This window comes from Micromonospora sp. NPDC051924, from assembly GCF_055586005.1.
On the sequence record NZ_JBVJJA010000004.1, the window covers coordinates 76,640 to 92,931 of the forward strand.

General features: G+C 74.7%; 16 protein-coding genes. 7 read left to right on the forward strand and 9 right to left on the reverse strand.

Going from position 1 to position 16,292, the window contains the following annotated elements; genetic code table 11:
• The first annotated feature begins 159 nt into the window (after window positions 1-159).
• On the forward strand, window positions 160-633 hold the full coding sequence (locus ACZ6S5_RS04105) for an RNA polymerase sigma factor (protein ID WP_465997532.1): 474 nt from the start codon (window positions 160-162) through the stop codon (window positions 631-633).
• Between the two features lie 2 nt (window positions 634-635).
• Entirely contained in the window at window positions 636-1,772 is a 1,137-nt protein-coding gene (locus tag ACZ6S5_RS04110) for a hypothetical protein (protein WP_465997534.1), read from the forward strand.
• Here the strand turns inward: ACZ6S5_RS04110 and hemB are convergent.
• From hemB to ACZ6S5_RS04135, 5 genes are read right to left on the reverse strand one after another with little or no spacing between them, the layout of a single operon-like run.
• Window positions 1,766-2,749 carry a porphobilinogen synthase gene (hemB, locus tag ACZ6S5_RS04115; protein ID WP_465997536.1) on the reverse strand — a complete coding sequence of 328 codons (984 nt, stop codon included), beginning with the start codon at window positions 2,747-2,749 and terminating at the stop codon, window positions 1,766-1,768. The two genes, ACZ6S5_RS04110 and hemB, sit on opposite strands and share 7 nt — an antisense overlap.
• Window positions 2,750-2,767: 18 nt before the next feature.
• Entirely contained in the window at window positions 2,768-4,348 is a 1,581-nt protein-coding gene (locus ACZ6S5_RS04120; RefSeq protein ID WP_465997538.1) for a bifunctional uroporphyrinogen-III C-methyltransferase/uroporphyrinogen-III synthase, read from the reverse strand.
• Window positions 4,345-5,313 (reverse strand): hydroxymethylbilane synthase, encoded by a 969-nt coding sequence (gene hemC, locus ACZ6S5_RS04125; protein ID WP_465997540.1) that lies wholly within the window; start codon window positions 5,311-5,313, stop codon window positions 4,345-4,347. The genes ACZ6S5_RS04120 and hemC overlap by 4 nt, the downstream gene beginning before the upstream one ends.
• Window positions 5,310-6,692 carry a glutamyl-tRNA reductase gene (locus ACZ6S5_RS04130; RefSeq protein WP_465997542.1) on the reverse strand — a complete coding sequence of 461 codons (1,383 nt, stop codon included), beginning with the start codon at window positions 6,690-6,692 and terminating at the stop codon, window positions 5,310-5,312. Before ACZ6S5_RS04130 ends, hemC begins: the two co-directional genes overlap by 4 nt.
• Window positions 6,689-7,459 carry a redox-sensing transcriptional repressor Rex gene (locus ACZ6S5_RS04135; RefSeq protein ID WP_465997544.1) on the reverse strand — a complete coding sequence of 257 codons (771 nt, stop codon included), beginning with the start codon at window positions 7,457-7,459 and terminating at the stop codon, window positions 6,689-6,691. The genes ACZ6S5_RS04130 and ACZ6S5_RS04135 overlap by 4 nt, the downstream gene beginning before the upstream one ends.
• Before the next feature lie 390 nt (window positions 7,460-7,849).
• Here ACZ6S5_RS04135 and ACZ6S5_RS04140 point away from each other — a divergent pair, with 390 nt between their 5' ends.
• The gene (locus ACZ6S5_RS04140) at window positions 7,850-9,154 is read left to right on the forward strand and encodes a sensor histidine kinase (protein ID WP_465997546.1); all 1,305 of its coding nucleotides are present in this window, start codon (window positions 7,850-7,852) and stop codon (window positions 9,152-9,154) included.
• Between the two features lie 77 nt (window positions 9,155-9,231).
• A complete protein-coding gene (locus tag ACZ6S5_RS04145; protein WP_465997548.1) occupies window positions 9,232-9,897 on the forward strand; it encodes a response regulator transcription factor in 666 nt (221 codons plus the stop codon).
• A 106-nt stretch (window positions 9,898-10,003) separates the two neighbouring features.
• Here the strand turns inward: ACZ6S5_RS04145 and ACZ6S5_RS04150 are convergent, their stop codons facing one another.
• The 4 genes from ACZ6S5_RS04150 to ACZ6S5_RS04165 are packed head-to-tail and all read right to left on the reverse strand — an operon-like array spanning window position 10,004 to window position 12,553.
• Complete coding sequence (locus ACZ6S5_RS04150; protein ID WP_465997550.1) at window positions 10,004-10,654, reverse strand: HAD family hydrolase; 651 nt, start codon at window positions 10,652-10,654, stop codon at window positions 10,004-10,006.
• A 21-nt stretch (window positions 10,655-10,675) separates the two neighbouring features.
• Entirely contained in the window at window positions 10,676-10,933 is a 258-nt protein-coding gene (locus ACZ6S5_RS04155; RefSeq protein WP_452309856.1) for a glutaredoxin family protein, read from the reverse strand.
• On the reverse strand, window positions 10,920-11,333 hold the full coding sequence (locus ACZ6S5_RS04160; protein WP_465997552.1) for a class I adenylate-forming enzyme family protein: 414 nt from the start codon (window positions 11,331-11,333) through the stop codon (window positions 10,920-10,922). The genes ACZ6S5_RS04155 and ACZ6S5_RS04160 overlap by 14 nt, the downstream gene beginning before the upstream one ends.
• The gene (locus tag ACZ6S5_RS04165) at window positions 11,276-12,553 is read right to left on the reverse strand and encodes an AMP-binding protein (protein WP_465997554.1); all 1,278 of its coding nucleotides are present in this window, start codon (window positions 12,551-12,553) and stop codon (window positions 11,276-11,278) included. The genes ACZ6S5_RS04160 and ACZ6S5_RS04165 overlap by 58 nt, the downstream gene beginning before the upstream one ends.
• Window positions 12,554-13,160: 607 nt before the next feature.
• Between ACZ6S5_RS04165 and ACZ6S5_RS04170 the strand changes: the two genes are divergently transcribed.
• The 3 genes from ACZ6S5_RS04170 (at window position 13,161) to ACZ6S5_RS04180 (ending at window position 16,291) form a co-directional block, all read left to right on the forward strand.
• Complete coding sequence (locus ACZ6S5_RS04170; protein WP_465997556.1) at window positions 13,161-14,138, forward strand: ECF subfamily RNA polymerase sigma factor, BldN family; 978 nt, start codon at window positions 13,161-13,163, stop codon at window positions 14,136-14,138.
• 289 nt (window positions 14,139-14,427) lie between these two features.
• Window positions 14,428-15,297, forward strand: a complete 870-nt coding sequence (locus ACZ6S5_RS04175) for a DUF5667 domain-containing protein (protein WP_465997558.1) — start codon at window positions 14,428-14,430, stop codon at window positions 15,295-15,297.
• A gap of 112 nt (window positions 15,298-15,409) precedes the next feature.
• Entirely contained in the window at window positions 15,410-16,291 is an 882-nt protein-coding gene (locus ACZ6S5_RS04180; protein ID WP_465997560.1) for an HAD family hydrolase, read from the forward strand.
• The last annotated feature ends 1 nt before the right edge of the window (window position 16,292 follow it).

Below are 16,292 nucleotides of genomic sequence, written 5' to 3' on the forward strand. Positions count from 1 at the left end.
GGTGGACGGGCCCGAGGGCGACCGAACGGGAACATCAGGAAACCTGATGGGGTGACGGAACATTGGCGGGTGGTGGGGCGTGTATCTGGCATGGGAAGTCGCCCCGCCCCGGCCCAGTCGCCCCACGTGCTACCACGTGAACACCGTGGCCCGGCACGCGTGCGGGCGGAGCTGCCGTTCGAGCAGTTCTATCGGGACCATGTCGACCGGGTGCACCGCGCGCTCGCCCTGGCCGTCGGGGACACCGCGCTGGCCCGGGAGGCGACCGACGAGGCGATGGCCCGGGCGTACGCCCGCTGGGACCACGTCCGCCGGCTGGACAATCCGGGCGGCTGGGTGTTCCGGGTCGGATTGAACTGGGCCACCTCCTGGTGGCGCAAAGTGCGCCGGGAGCGGCCGCCGGCCGAACACCGGCAGCCGGCCACGGCCGCTCCGGACCCGGCCGGGCTGGCCGCCCGGTCCGCCCTGGAGAAGCTACCCAGCGGCCAGCGCACGGTGATCGTCTGCCGGGTGCTGCTGGACCTCTCCACCGCCGAGACCGCCACCGTGCTGGACCTGACCGAGGGCACCGTCCGCAGCCGCCTCTCCCGGGGGCTGGCCGAGCTGCGCGCCGCCCTCGCCGACAAGGAGTGATCGTGGACGCCGTACCCGAGGACCTGGTCGAACTGGTCCACCGCGCCGCCGGCACGACCGCGCCGCACACGGCGGACCTGGCGACGGTACGCCGCCGGGCCGACGCCCGGCGGCGCCGGCGGGCGGCAGCGGCCACGGGCGGCCTGGCAGTGCTGGTCGCCCTGGCCGGCGGTGCGCTACCGCTGCTCACCCGCGGCGACCGGATGGACTCCCCGGTGACCGCGACACCCGCTCCGTCGGGTGGTTCCCCCACGCCGACGGCACTGCCCACAATGGCGCAGCGGCTGATGGTGGGCACGAACGGCGGCCCGGGCGATCCGCCACGCGTCGGCCCCGACGTCGGTCTGGTGGGCCAGCCGGCGGACGAGCTGACCGCGGACGGATCGGTGGTGCGGCACCGGGTCCCCGACGGCTGGTCGGAGTCCGTCGCGCTGCCCGACGGTCGACTGGTCGGCCTGGTCTACACCGGTGCGAACGCCGACGGGTCGTGGACAGCCGGCCGGCCCGTCGAACTCACCGTGCTGGGCGCGGACGACCGGGTCACACTCCGTCGGGAGGTCCAGGTGAAGGGGCAGGCCGTCAGGCTGACCGGCGCCGACGCGCGGTACGCCTACCTCGTCCGGCAGCGGGTGGGTCTGGTGGCGCACGAGCTGGCCACCGGGCGGGAGAAGGTCCTGTTCCCGGTCCCCGCGGGCACCGACAGCACGATGCCGTTCCGGGGTGCGGACGTCGCGGCGGGCCGGGTGGTGTCGCAGTCCGGCGACCTCGACCGATCCGGCTGCCGGCTCGAGGTACGCCGGTTGACCGGGGGCAACGAGGTGTCGCACCTCAGCGTGGACGGTTCCTGTGCCCGGTCGATCCGGCTCTCCCCCGACGGCCGTCTCGTCGCGGTCCCCTACGCCGTGCCGCTGGAGCAGCAGCACGCCGAGTACCGGGTGGCGATCCTGGACACCCGGACCGGGCAGCGCCGGGCCGACGCGGTGATCGGCACGGCCGCCACAGCGGCGGGCGGAACCTGGGGTGCCGCCTGGGTCGACGACACCACCGTCCGGGTGGTCTGGGCGCAGCTACCGGACCCGGCCACCCGGCTCTACACCATCAGCGAGCTGGCCCGGGTGGTCACCGTGACCGCTCAGTAGCGCTCGCGGAGCAGCTGGGCGGCCTCGACCCCCCAGTAGGTGAGGATGATCTGCGCGCCGGCCCGCCGGATCGAGGTGAGCGTCTCCAGCATCACCCGCTCGCGGTCGATCCAGCCGTTCGCGGCGGCCGCCTCGACCATCGCGTACTCGCCGGAGACCTGGTAGGCGGCGACCGGCACGTCCACCGCGGCCCGGACCGCCGACACCACGTCGAGGTACGGCAGGGCCGGCTTGACCATCACCAGGTCGGCGCCCTCGGCGACGTCCAGCTCCACCTCGCGCAGCGACTCGCGCAGGTTCGCCGGGTCCTGCTGGTAGGTGCGCCGGTCGCCCTCCAGCGCCGACTCCACGGCGTCGCGGAACGGGCCGTAGAAGGCGGAGGCGTACTTGACCGCGTACGCGAGCACCGAGACGTCCTGGTGGCCGGCGGCGTCCAGGGCCCGGCGGGCGACGCCCACCTGGCCGTCCATCATCCCGGACGGTCCGACCATGTGGACCCCGGCGTCGGCCTGGGCGACCGCCATCCGGGCGTACGCCTCCAGCGTGGCGTCGTTGTCCACCCCGCCGTCGGGGGTGAGCAGGCCGCAGTGCCCGTGCGAGGTGAACTCGTCCAGGCAGAGGTCGCTCATCACCACGGTGGCGTCGCCCACCTCGGAGATCACGTCCCGGATGGCGACGTTGAGGATGCCGTCCGGGTCGAGGCCGCCGGAGCCGGTCTCGTCCCGCTGCGCCGGCACCCCGAAGAGCATGATGCCGCCCACGCCGGCCTGTACCGCCTCGACGGCGGCCTTGCGCAGCGAGTCCCGGGAGTGCTGAAGCACCCCCGGGAGCGACGCCACGGCCCGCGGCGCGGTCAGCCCCTCCCGGACGAACATCGGCACGACCAGCTCGGCCGGGTCGACGCGGGTCTCGGAAACCAGCCGCCGCACGGCCGCGTTACGGCGCAGCCGGCGGGGCCGGATCTCGGGGTACGGCATGACGAGCCTCCTTGGCGACTACCGGAACCGCAGGGCGGTCGGCCCCTGCACCTTCGAGCCACGGCGCTGCTTGGCCGGCATGGCGGCGAGCTTCTCGCGCAGCTCGACGGCGTAGGCGGCGAGCGCCTCCACCAGGTCGGGCACCGAGGCGTGCTGAGGCTGCACGTCGACCCGCAGGCCGAACTCCGTCGCGGTCTCCGCCGTCTTGGGCCCGATGACAGCAACAACGGTACGCGCGTGCGGCTTCCCGGCGATGCCGACCAGGTTCCGGACGGTGGAGGACGAGGTGAAGAGCACCGCGTCGAACCCGCCCGACTTGATCGCGTCGCGGATCTCGGCCGGCGGCGGGGCCGCCCGGACGGTCCGGTACGCGGTCACGTCGTCGACCTCCCAGCCGCGCTCGGTGAGCCCGGCGGCGAGGGTCTCGGTGGCGATGTCGGCGCGCGGCAGCAGCACCCGGCCGACCGGGTCGAGGATCTCGTCGTGCGGCGAGAACTCGGCCAGCAGGCCCTCGGAGGACTGCTCGCCCGAGGGGACCAGCTCCGGCTGGATGCCGAAGGCGCGGACCGCGTCGGCGGTCGCCTCGCCGATGCAGGCGATCTTGACGCCGCCGAAGTGACGGGCGTCCAGGCCGTGCTCGGCGAACTTCTCCCAGACCGCGCGGACCGCGTTCACCGAGGTGAAGATCACCCAGGCGTACCGGCCGTCGACCAGACCCTTGACCGCCCGCTCCATCTGGGCCGGGGTACGCGGCGGCTCGACCGCGATGGTCGGCACCTCGCACGGGATGGCCCCGTACGCGCGCAGCCGCGCACTCATCGCGCCGGCCTGCTCCTTGGTCCGGGGGACGAGCACCTTCCAGCCGTACAGCGGGCGGTTCTCCCACCAGCTCAGCTTGTCCCGCTGACCGACGCCCCCGCCGACGGTGAGCACGACCCGGCCGGTGAAACCGAGCGCCGCCGCGACGAAGGAGTCCACGGTCGACGTGGTGGTGTACTGCGTCTCGCCGGTGCCGTCGCCGGTCACCCCGACGCCCGTGGTGCCGTCCACCCCGGCGGCCAGCAGGCCGTCCCGGACGGCGGCCAGGTCGCCGGCGTCCACGGCCAGGGCCAGCGAGCCCCGGGCGACGGCGGCGGCCAGCGCGTCGAAGTCCAGCGTGCTGACGTCCTCGACGTCGGCGGCGGTCCGCACTCCCGGCAGCGGCACGCCCGCGTAGGTGGCCACGCCCTCGGCCTGCCCGATGCCCGGGACCACCTCGAAGTGCGCGGCGGTACGCGCCACCGCCTGCACCTCCTTGACCACCGAGTCGTGGCCGAACGGGTCCCCGGCGACCAGGTGCACCGCGTTCTGCCCGGCGCGGGCCGCGGAGATCAGCACCTTCGCCACGTCCCCCGGTACGCCCTCGGCGGGGCTGAACTCGGCGTCGGACCTGGCCTGGGCGCGGACGTGTTCGAGCAGCGACTCGGGGACTCCCCGGTCGTACACCACCTGGTCGGCGTCGACCAGGGCGTCCAGCGCCCGGCGGGTCAGCAGGCCCGGGTCGCCGGGACCGGCCCCGACGAACGCGATCCGGCCTACGGGCTTACGGGTGCGGGTCATTCTGTGCTCCCAAATTGCTGGGTCCCCGGGCCGGCGTGTCCTTCTTGGCCGAGGATCGAGTCGGCGCCGAGTTCGAGGAGTTCGGCGGCGAGTGCCTTGCCGATCTCCGCCGCGTCGGCGGGCGTTCCGGTGCGGGACAGCCGGAGGTCACGGGTACCGTCCGGGCTGATCACCGCCCCGCGCAGGTAGATCTCCTCACCGGCGTCACCCTCGGCGAGTTCGCCGTAGGCGGCGACGGGCGCGCTGCACCCGGCCTCCAGGGTGGCCAGCAGTGCCCGCTCCGCGATGACCGCGGCGCGGGACGGTGCGTGGTCGAGCACCGCGAGCAGCTCGACCAGATCCTGATCGTCGATCCGGCACTCCACCGCCAGCGCGCCCTGGGCGGGCGCGGGCAGCATCAGCATCGGATCGAGGGTCTCGGTGATGACGTCGGCCCGGCCGAGCCGGTTGAGCCCGGCCCGGGCCAGCACGACGGCGTCGAGGTCGGCGTCCGGGCCGAGGACCCGGCCGAGCCGGGTGTCGACGTTGCCCCGGATCGGGGTGACCTCCAGCTGCATGCCCAGCGCGTGCAGCTGGGCGATGCGGCGCAGCGCGCCGGTGCCGACCCGCGCGCCGGGCGGCAGCTCGGCGAGGGTACGGCCGTCCCGGGCGACCAGCGCGTCCCGCGGGTCCTGCCGCTGCGGCACCGCCGCGATGTGCAGGCCGGGGGCCGCCGCGGTGGGCAGGTCCTTGTACGAGTGGACGGCGAAGTCGATGGTGCCGGCGGTCAGCGCGTCCCGCAGCGCGGAGACGAAGACGCCGACGCCGAGCCGGTGCACCGGGGCCGTGGAGCGGTCGCCGGCGGTCACCACCTCGACCAGCTCGACCGGGCGGCCGGTGGCCGCGCTGAGGGCCTCGGCGACGTGGCCGGACTGGGCCATCGCCAGGGCGCTGCCTCGGGTGCCGAGGCGCAGGGGGGCGGTCATCGCGCACCTCCGGTGGGCGGGACGTCTGCGGCGTCGAACGACGGACGGCCCTCGACGGTGACGCCGTCGGGCTCGACCACGTCGGGCACGGTGTCGACCGGGGAGGTCTGCGGTACCTCCAGGTCGAACAGCTCGCGCAGCAGGGCGGCGTACTGGTCGCCGCCCGGCTCGGCGGCGAGCTGGCGGACCCGGACGGTGGGCTGGTGCAGCAGGCGCTGCACCACCCGGTGCACGGTGCGGGCGACCTCGGCGCGCTGGTCGTCGCTGAGGTCGGGGCGGCGCTGGGCGAGCCGCCGCAGCTCGGCGGTCACCACGTCGTCGGCGCGCCCGCGCAGGGCGGCCACGGTGGGCGCCACGTCGGCGCCGCGCAGCCAGCTGAGGAACGCCTCGACCTCGCCGGTCACGATCCGGGTCACCTCGGCGGCGTCGGCGGCGGCCGGGCCGTCGGCGAGGATCGCGGCCATCCGGTCGATGTCGATCACCTCCACGCCGGGCAGCGCGGCCACGCCCTCCTCGACGTCGCGCGGGACGGCCAGGTCGAGCAGGACCAGCGGGCCGCGGTCGGCGTCCCGCCGGGCCAGCGCCCGGGTCACCACGTCGTGGGTGAGGACCGGCTCGGTAGCGGCGGTGGCGGCCACCACGATGTCCACCGTGGAGAGCGCGTCGACCAGCTCGGCCATCGGCACGGCGCTCGCGCCGTACGACTCGGCCAGCCGGACGGCCCGGTCGGCCCCCCGGTTGGTGACGGTGAGCGGTCCGGCGCCCAGCCGGGAGAGGGTGGCCACGCCCAGCGATCCCATCGCGCCGGCGCCGACCACCATGGCGGGCCGGCCGGCCAGGTCGCCGTCGAGCAGCCCCGCGGCCAGGTCGAGGGCGGCGGTGACCACGCTCTGGCCGGCCCGGTCGATGTTGGTCTCGGCATGGGCCCGCTTGCCCACCCGCAGCGCCTGCTGCATCAGCTCGTGCAGCAGCCGGCCGGCGGAGTCGGCCCCGGCGGCCGAGTGGTACGCGTCCCGCAGCTGGCCGAGGATCTGCGCCTCGCCGACCACCATCGAGTCCAGCCCGGCGGCGACGCGGAACACGTGGTCCACGGCCGCGGCGTCGTAGTGCACGTAGAGGTGGTTGGCGAGCGCCGCCGGCGGGCAGGCGGCCTGCTCGGCCAGGACGCCGCAGATGTCCCCGAGGCCGCCGTGGAACCCGGACACGGCCGCGTACACCTCCACCCGGTTGCAGGTGGAGACGAGCACGGCCTCGGCGACGTACGGCTGGGCGACCAGGCGGTCCAGGGTGCGGGTGAGGTCCGCGGGCGGGACCGCCAGCTGCTCCAGCGTCGCGACCGGGGCGGTGCGGTAGGACGCGCCGACGACGAGCAGTTTCACGTGCCGATCGCCTCCTGGGTGTCGGTGGCCGCGAGCCCGCCCGGCAGTGCGGTGAGGGCGGACCCGCCGGTGGCGGGGAGCGCGGTCAGCGACGCCTTGCGGTGCTCGTGGAAGGACAGGATCTGCAGCTCGATCGCGAGGTCGACCTTGCGCACGTCGACCCCCTCCGGAACCGAGAGTACGCACGGAGCGAAGTTGAGGATGCTCGTCACGCCGACCGCGACGAGCTGATCCGCCACTGCCTGGGCGGCCGGCGCCGGGGTGGCGATCACGCCGATCGAGATCGACTCCTCGACGGCGACCCGGGGCAGCTCGTCGATGTGCCGGACGACCAGGCCGTTGATCTGTTCACCGACCCGGGACGGGTCGGCGTCCAGCAGCGCGGCGATCCGGAAGCCGCGGCTGGCGAAGCCGTCGTAGCCGGCCAGAGCGTGACCGAGATTACCCACCCCGACCAGCGCGACGGCCCGCCGCTGGGTGAGCCCGAGCACGAACTCGATCTGGTCGATCAGCAGCCCGACGTCGTAGCCGACGCCGCGGGTGCCGTACGAGCCGAGATGGGAGAGGTCCTTGCGCAGCTTCGCCGAGTTGACCCCGGCGACGTTGGCCAGCCCCTCGCTGGAGACCGTCTCGTGGCCGGCCTCGGCGAGCGCGTGCAGGGCACGGAGGTATTCCGGCAGCCGTGCCACGGTCGCCTCGGGCAGGTCCGGGAGCGCCGGTACGGCACCGGCGCGGCCGGGCGCGCCAGGGTGACGGTGCTGACTCATGAGACTCCGTGCGGTGCGATCCTCGACCAGCGACGGTGGCCGGCCGTTTCGGGACTCCCGCTGGCGACCGATGGTGCCGGCTGTGCTAGCAGGGCGCGTCGGAACTACAGAGTAGGCGCTTGTGAAGGGGTGCACAAATCGCGATCTTGCTAGCCCGCGACGCGCCTCCACCTGCACCTCCATCCCGACAAGATCGATAGACCGCGCTCCCTCGGCGCCGCTCGGCGATTATTGCTCAATCCCGACTTCTCTGACCAATCGCGCGCGCTCGGTTGCGGTGTGTCACGACATGGGGAGGCGTGGATCACGTCCGGGGTAGGGACAACCCCACCCCGGAGAGACCCGCGTGCGGGATGGGGCCGGACAGGTGCGGGCCCATAGCCTCGAGGCATGACCGCCGTACCGCTGGCCACCCGCCCCACTCCCACCACACCCGCATCCGGACTCGTCCGGCAGCTCCTCCGCGACTCCGGGTACGTGCTCTTCGGCCTGCCGCTGGCGCTGGTCGGCTTCGTGGTGGCGGTGGCCGGCATCTCGCTCACCGCCGGGCTGCTGGTCACCACGCTCGGCCTGCCCATCCTCGCCGGCACCCTGTACACGGCCCGCGCGCTGGCCGACATCGAGCGGCTCCGGCTGCCCGCCGTGCTCCGCCAGCCCCGGGTCCGGCCGGTCTACCTGGCACCCGGGCCCGGGTCGGGCTACTGGCGCCGGATCCTGACCCCGATGCGGGACCCGCAGTCCTGGCTCGACCTGTTGCACGCCTTCGTGAAGCTGCTGGTGACGCTCCCCACCTTCGCCCTGGTGCTGATCTGGTGGGCGGGCGGCGTCGCCGGCAGCCTCTACTTCGCGTACGACTGGGCGATCCCGCGTGGGCCCGGCGACCAGGACCTCAGCGAGCTGCTCGGGATGGGCGAGGGGGCCGGCCCACGCGTCGCGCTGAACACCGCGATCGGGATCTTCTTCCTGCTCACCCTGCCGCTACTGGCCCGGGGCTGCGCCCGGGCCCAGGCCGGCCTGGCCCGCTCCCTGCTGACCGGGGTGGCCGAGATGCGCAACCGGATCAGCACCCTGGAGGACCAGAAGCGGGCCGCCGTCTCCGCCGAGGCGTCCGCCCTGCGCCGGCTGGAGCGGGACATCCACGACGGGCCGCAGCAGCGGCTGGTCCGGCTCGCCATGGACCTCGGCCGGGCCCGCCAGCAGCTCGCCGCCGACCCGGAGGCGGCCCGGCGCACCCTGGACGAGGCGGTCGCCCAGACCCGGGAGACCCTCGACGAACTGCGCGCCCTGTCCCGGGGCATCGCGCCGCCGATCCTGGTCGACCGGGGCCTGCCCAGTGCCCTGGCCGCCCTCGCCGCCCGCGCCCTGGTCCCCACCGAACTGGTGGTCGACGACGACCTGGGTACGCCCGGCGGCCGGCTGGACCCGGCGGTGGAGAGCACCGCGTACTTCGTGGTGGCCGAGGCGCTGACCAACGTGTCCAAGCACAGCGCGGCCACCGCCTGCCGGGTCGAGGTGGCCCGGAAGGTCGGCCGGCTGGAGATCGCCGTCCGGGACGACGGGGTGGGCGGCGCCCACCTGGCCAAGGGACACGGGCTGAGCGGCATCGCCGACCGGGTCCGGGCCGCCGGCGGCACCCTGCAGGTGGCCAGCCCGGCCGGCGGCCCGACGGTGGTCCGGGCCGAGCTGCCGCGGTGAACCCGGGCGCCCGACCGGCCCCGCCCGGCCCGCCGTGGCCCGCCACGGACGACGGGGACGTGATAGACACCGGACCCATGCGGGTGGTGATCGCGGACGATGCCGTACTGCTCCGGGAGGGGCTGGTCCGGCTGCTGACCGAGTCGGGGCACGAGGTGGTGGCGGCCGTCGGCGACGGGGATGCCCTGGTGGAGGCGGTGGTGACGCACCGGCCGGACGTCTCGGTGGTGGACGTCCGGATGCCGCCGTCGCACACCGACGAGGGATTGCGGGCCGCCGTCGAGGCCCGCCGGCGGGTGCCGCGTACGCCGGTCCTGGTGCTCTCCCAGTACGTCGAGGTGTCGTACGCGGACGACCTGCTCGCCACCACCGGCGGGATCGGCGGGGGCGGGGGCGGGATCGGCTACCTGCTCAAGGACCGGGTGGCCGCGATCGACGAGTTCCTCGACGCGCTGAACCGGGTGGCCGCGGGCGGCACGGTGCTCGACCCGGAGGTGATCGGCCAGTTGCTGGTCCGGCGCCGGCGCGACGATCCGCTGGCCAGCCTGACCCCGCGCGAGCGGGAGGTGCTCGCCCTGATGGCCGAGGGCCGCTCGAACACCGCCATCGCGCGGGCCCTGGTCGTCAGCGACGGCGCGGTCGAGAAGCACGTCCGTAACATCTTCACCAAGCTCGACCTCCCCCCGGACGCCACCCACCACCACCGCCGCGTCCTCGCCGTCCTCGCCCACCTCCGCGCCTGAACCCGTCCGTCTTCGTGCGTCGATCATGAAGTTTGCGGCGCGACACGCCGCCACGGCCGCCGCTAACTTCATGATCGACGGGGCAGACCGGGGGGGTGGTGGTGGGTCAGGGGAGGGTGCGGGCCAGGGTGACCGCCTCGGTGAGGGTGTCGGCGACGGGGTGGCCGGAGGTGCGGAGGCGGGCGGGGTCGGAGAGGCCGCCGGTGTAGAGGACGCAGGCACCGCCGACCGAGAGTGCCGCGTCGGCGTCGTCGAGGGAGTCGCCGATCAGCACCACCTCGCGACCGTCGAGGCCCAGCTCGGCCAGGTGCTTCTCCAGCCACTCGGCCTTCGGCCCGCCGCCCACCGCGGCCCGCAGCCCGTCGACCCTGGCGAAGTGCGGGGTCAGCCCGTACGTGTGGACCGTCGGGACCAGCTCGTCGTGGAACCACATGGACAGCAGCGACTGGCTGCCCGGCCAGGCTCCGATCGCGGCGGTGGCGTCGGCGGCCAGCGCGCAGCTGGTCAGCCCCGCCCGGTACGCGTCGTGGAAGATCCGGTCCAGCGCGCCGAACGCCTCGTCGTCGATCGCCCGGCCGAGCATCTCCGCGTAGTAGTCGGCGATCGGCCGGCGGAACCGGACCCGGTGCTCGTCGGCGCTGACCACGGGGCCGCCGGCGCTGGCGAAGGCGACGTTGGTGGCCCGTACCACCAGGTCGAGGTCGTCGAGGAGGGTGCCGTTCCAGTCCCACACCAGGTGGCGCCGCGCAGTGGTCATCGCTGCACCATAGAGGGCAGCTCAGAGCTGCGGCGTGGTCAGGTCCCGCAGCAGGCGATCCTCCTCGACCCGCCAGTAGCCGTGCTCCTTGCCGTCGAGCAGCACCACCGGCAGCCGGTCGCCGTAGTCGCGTTCCAGCTCGATGTCGCCGGTCACGTCCTTCTCGATCCAGCGGTCCCCGGTGACCGCCACCACCCGGTCGAGCGCCGCCTTCGCGTCCTCGCACAGGTGGCAGCCGGGCCGGGTGATCAGGGTGAGCCGGGCGTCACTGCTGGACATCGGGTACCTCCGTGCGGTTCTCGGTCGGCGGCGCGGGTGCCGGCACCGGGGGCGTCGCCGGGCGGAGCTCGGTCTTGCGTACCTTGCCGATCGCCGAGTACGGCAGGCTGTCGACGAACTCGACGTCGGTCGGGCACTTGAACCGGGCCAGGTTACGCACGCAGTGGCCGAGCAGCTCCCCCGCCGTCACCGGCGGGCCGGCCGCCCGCACCACGTACGCCCCGACAGTCTCGCCGGTCCGCGGGTGCGGCACCCCCAGGACGGCCGACTCGGCCACCCCGGGATGCGCCTCGAGCACCAGTTCCACCTCGTGCGGGTAGACGTTGAAGCCGTTCACCAGGATCAGCTCGCCGAGCCGGTCGACCAGGTACAGGTTCCCGTCCTCGTCGGCGTAGGCCACGTCCCCGGTGGCCCACCAGCCGTCCGGGTCCGGCCCGCCCCGCCCGTCCGGCCAGTAGCCGTCGAAGAGGTTGGCGCCGCGGACCATGATCTGCCCCGGGTCGGTGCCCGACGGGTCGTCGGAGAGGTCCAGTTCGTCGGCGTCCTCCTCGGCCGCCGGCACCCCGTCCCGCCACAGGTCCGCGCCGTCCGTCCGACCAGGCGCAGCTCGACGCCGGGGAGCGGGCGGCCGATCGAGCCCGGCCGGGGCTCCCCGTCGACCAGGGTGGAGGTGAGCACCGGCGCGGTCTCGGTGAGTCCGTACCCGACGTGCACCGGGTGCCCGGTGAGTTCGGTGAAGCGCGCCGCGACCGCCGGCGGCAGCGGGGCCGCCCCGCACACCGCGACCCGGACCGAGGCCAGCGCCGCCGCGACGTCACCCTCCGTGTCGGCCCAGCCCAGGAACATCGACGGTACGCCGACCAGCACGCTGACCCGGTGCCGGGCGATCTCGGCCAGTCCCCCGGTGGGCCCCGGCTCGTCGACCAGCACCCCGGTCGCGCCGTGGTGCACCACCGCCCCCAGCCCGGAGTTCAGCCCGTACGCGTGGAAGAGCGGCAGGGCGAGCAGCACGGTGTCGTCGGGACCGACCACCGGCGGGGCGATCCGGCCGATCTGCTCGTGGTTGGCGGCCAGGGCGCGGTGCGACAGCATCGCGCCCTTGGGCCGGCCCTCGGTGCCGGAGGTGTAGAGCAGCACGGCGAGGTCGTCCCCGCCGCGCGCGGGCAGCTCGGCCGGACCGTCGCCGTCGGTGACCGGCGGCGTGATGTGTACGGCGGTCAGCGCCGGGAGCTCGTCGACGGCGACCCGGTCGCGGACCTCGGCGGTGCAGACCAGCGCGGCGGCCCCCGAGTCGGCCAGCACGTGCCGCAGCTCCCGGGCGGTGAAGCCCGGGTTGACCGGCACCGCCACCAGGCCGGCCCGCAGCACGGCGAGGTACGTGACCACGAAGTCCGGGGTGTTGCCGAAGGCGATCGCGACCCGGAGCGGCTGGGCGTCCCCGGCCGCCGGGGGCGCCGCGACGGCCAGCGCGCGGGCGGTGGCGGTGACCGCGGCATCCAGTTCGGACCAGGTCAGAGTCCGGTCGCGCCAGTGCAGCGCGGGGCGGTCGCCGTGGGCGACGGCCGCCCGGCGGAGCCGGTCGGCGAGGTTCGGCGCGGAGCTGTCGGCTGCGTCCTGCACGGTGGCTGAGTCTGGCACAGCCGCGTCCGCCGGGCCACGGCCCGGCACACCGCGCTCCGCCGGTCTCGGCGGGGCGCGACGCCGGGACCGCAGTCCCGTCGGCGGGACCGAGCGGACCGCGTGCCGGCATGCCCAGACGTGAGAGTCTGGTCGCGAAGGTCCGCCCTGCGGGGTACACGGGCAGCCGGAAGCGGCCCCACCGGGCGGTCGCCGCGACACGCCGAGGGCGGCACGCAAATCGCTCCGACCTGGACTTTCCACTCCCGACCAGGATCCGGCGCGAAAGTCAACCGCACGCGACGGACAACGGGTCCGCCGGCTGTGCGACGGGGCGGTAAATACTTCCGCTCTGTGTAACGGACTTGCCACACGCGGGTGACGTTGGCCCTATCATCACTCGGGTCGGCTCACCCCATTTGCCGTGAGTCGACACCCCTCAGCCCGAGGAGGCCCCCGTGCCATTGAGCGCATTGGACCAGCACCTCAAGCGGACCTGCCGCCGGTCGGCACGTCCCGTGACGGCCCTGCCCGGCCGGGTCGTACCCGGTCCCGTCGCGACCCTGCGGCGTCCGGCGCGGCCGTACCCCGCGTGGACCGGGGAGGCGCGGTGACCACCTTCGGCTACGCCGAACGGCCGGCCGGGTTGACCGGCCCCACCCAGCGGACCCCGGTCAACGAGCGGTCGGACGGCTCCCGCGGCTCGGCGGAGGGCATGTGGAGCCTCGCGGCGGTACGGGGTGAGGGGACGCGGCGGGGCCGCAACCGCACGCACCACAACGAGGCGCCGGCACGCCCGGCGGTGCCCGGAGGCAACGCGAAATCGGCCACCAGCCGGCTCGACTCGCCGTCCCGGCCGACCATGCCGGCCCAGGGCCGCCGCGGCGACGCCCAGGCCGACCCGGAGCCGTCGGCCGCCGAGACCGCGGTGCTGCCGGCGGTGCCGGCCGCCGACACGGCCGTCCTGCCGGCGGTGCCGGCCGCCCCGGCCACCGGCTACCCGAGCCGCCCCGACCCGTCCGACCCGGCGACCGAGGTCTGGGCGCTGGTCGAGCGGGCGCAGGCCGGCGAGGCCGAGGCGTTCGGCCTGATCTACGACCGGTACGTGGACACCGTGTTCCGGTTCGTCTACTTCCGGGTCGGCAACCGGCAGCTCGCCGAGGACCTCACCTCGGACACCTTCCTCCGGGCGCTCAAGCGGATCGGCAGCTTCACCTGGCAGGGCCGCGACCTCGGCGCCTGGCTGGTCACCATCGCCCGCAACCTGGTCGCCGACCACTTCAAGTCGGGGCGCTACCGGCTCGAGGTCACCACCGGCGACGTGCTCGACGCCGACCGGGAGGACCGGGGGCCGGAGGGCAGCCCGGAGGCGGCGGTGGTCGAGCACATCACCAACGTCGCGCTGCTCAGCGCGGTCAAGCAGCTCAACCCGGAGCAGCAGGAGTGCATCGTGCTCCGCTTCCTTCAGGGCTTCTCGGTGGCCGAGACGGCCCGCGCCATGGGTAAGAACGAAGGCGCGATCAAGGCTTTGCAGTACCGGGCGGTCCGGGCCCTGGCCCGACTCCTGCCCGACGGCTTCCAGCCCTGATCCCAAACCCGTTTCCAGCGCGCGGCGGCGACCGGGCGCGGGGTACGCGTACCTCGGCGGCACGTGACGGCGATCACGCTTCGTGATTTCGCCGCCCGCCGGCCCGTAACCCGCACCCGGCGCGGTCCGTTTTTCCGGGTGCGACCAGTGGTTGTCCGGCGTCCCCGGGCCACCCGGTCCGGCGGGCACGGTCTGCCTCCTCGGTCGGCCGTCGGCGTCACGCTGCCACCGGTCGCTGGTGACGACGACGGCCAACCCGGGCCGTGACCAGCGAGAGGGGGTGCCTGCGGTGGACAGCGACCTCTTCTCCCGTCGGCGTGCCGAGCGCTTCGCGCAACTCCTCGACGAGGCCAACGGCGGCCGGCGGCACCACGCCCGTTCCCGGGCCGACGACGAACTCGCCGCACTCGTCGCGGTGAGTCAGCGGCTCATCGTCGACCGGCCGACCGTCGAGGTCGACGCGAAGTTCCGCACCGGGCTGCGGGCGATGCTCGTCGCCACCGCCGAGCGGGAGGGCATGGGCGCGCCGGCGAAGACCGAGACCGGCGCGGCGGCCAGCGGCGTCCGCGGATCGCTGCTGCCGGCGATGACCGGCCGGCGGGCCCGGGCCCGGGGCGCGATCCTGGTCGGCATCGCCGCCGGGGCGGTCGCCCTTTCCGGCATCTCCGCCGCCAGCGAGAACGCGCTGCCCGGCGACGCCCTCTACGGCATGAAGCGCTCCACGGAGCGCGCCCAGCTCGCACTGACCAGTTCGGACATCAGCCGCGGACAGCTCTTCCTCGACTTCGCCCGGACCCGGCTCGACGAGGCGGCCACCGTCCGCGGCGACCGGCTCGGGTTCGGCGCCGTCCTGGACGACATGGACTCCGACACCCGGCAGGGCGTACGCCTGCTGACCACGGCGGCGGCCCAGCGCTCCGACCCGGCCGGCCTGGACACGATCGACACGTTCCTCACCGGCCAACGGCGGGCGGTCAGCGGGCTGCTGGACCGGGCCGACCACGTCGAGCGGGACCGCACCCGCCAGTCGCTGGCCCTGCTCGACGCGGCGGGTAGGCGGGCCGACGGCCTCCGCGAGGCGATCGCCTGCGGGCTGCCGGCCCCGGCCGCCAGCGACGCCCTCGGCCCGACCCCGGGCACCTGCCCCACCGACCGCTGACCCGCGGCGGGACAGCCGCCACACTTCTCCCGCCGGACATCCGGCTGTCACAGCCAGCCGGATACGCTCGGGGCGGAGAGTGTACGCGGTCGTCGAGGGGAGGGAGGTCGCCATGTCCGGGCCCCGCAAGGTGACGGTCAGCAGCGACGTCCACGGGCACACCGCCGGCTGGTCGGAGACCCCGGAGGCACCCCCGGCCACCCTCACGCCCGACCCCTCCGCAGCGGCCTTCTTCGACGTGGACAACACGATGATGCAGGGCGCCTCGATCTACTGGTTCGCCCGCGGGCTGGCCGCCCGGAACTACTTCACCACCGGTGACCTCGCCCGCTTCGCCTGGCAGCAGGCGAAGTTCCGGCTGCTCGCCACCGAGCACGCCGGGGACATGTCCCAGGCGAAGGAGGCGGCGCTCGCCTTCATCGAGGGCTGGCGGGTCGACGACGTGGAACGCCTCGCGGAGGAGATCTTCGACGAGCTGATGGCCCCGCGCATCTGGATCGGCACCCGAAAGCTCGCCCAGCGGCACCTGGCCGACGGCCAGCGGGTCTGGCTGGTCAGCGCCGCCCCCGTGGAGATCGGCCGGGTGATCGCGGCCCGGCTCGGGCTGACCGGCGCGATCGGCACGGTCGCCGAGGTGGTCGACGGCGCGTACACCGGCCGGCTGGTCGGCGACCTCATGCACGGGGCGGCCAAGGCCGAGGCGATCACCCAGCTCGCCACGGTCGAGGGGCTGGACCTGAGCCGCTGCGCCGCCTACAGCGACTCCGCCAACGACCTGCCGATGCTCTCCACCGTGGGTCACCCGGTGGCGGTCAACCCGGATCCGGCGCTGCTGCGCCAGGCCCGCGAACACGGCTGGGACGTCCGCGACTTCCGCACCGGACGTCGGGCGGTCAAGATCGCCGTACCGTCGACGGCCGCCGCGGGCCTGCTCGCCGGAGCGGTCACCGCCGGCCTGGCCCTGCACCGCCGCCGCCACCACCGCACCGACTGAC

Coding starts and splice junctions, on each gene's coding strand:
- ACZ6S5_RS04155 (WP_452309856.1), bottom strand. CDS start 10,933: ATGTCCAGCAGTGACGCCCGGCTCACCCTGATCACCCGGCCCGGCTGC.
- ACZ6S5_RS04150 (WP_465997550.1), bottom strand. CDS start 10,654: ATGACCACTGCGCGGCGCCACCTGGTGTGGGACTGGAACGGCACCCTC.
- ACZ6S5_RS04135 (WP_465997544.1), bottom strand. CDS start 7,459: ATGAGTCAGCACCGTCACCCTGGCGCGCCCGGCCGCGCCGGTGCCGTA.
- ACZ6S5_RS04145 (WP_465997548.1), top strand. CDS start 9,232: ATGCGGGTGGTGATCGCGGACGATGCCGTACTGCTCCGGGAGGGGCTG.
- ACZ6S5_RS04120 (WP_465997538.1), bottom strand. CDS start 4,348: ATGACCCGCACCCGTAAGCCCGTAGGCCGGATCGCGTTCGTCGGGGCC.
- hemB (WP_465997536.1), bottom strand. CDS start 2,749: ATGCCGTACCCCGAGATCCGGCCCCGCCGGCTGCGCCGTAACGCGGCC.
- ACZ6S5_RS04180 (WP_465997560.1), top strand. CDS start 15,410: ATGTCCGGGCCCCGCAAGGTGACGGTCAGCAGCGACGTCCACGGGCAC.
- ACZ6S5_RS04140 (WP_465997546.1), top strand. CDS start 7,850: ATGACCGCCGTACCGCTGGCCACCCGCCCCACTCCCACCACACCCGCA.
- hemC (WP_465997540.1), bottom strand. CDS start 5,313: ATGACCGCCCCCCTGCGCCTCGGCACCCGAGGCAGCGCCCTGGCGATG.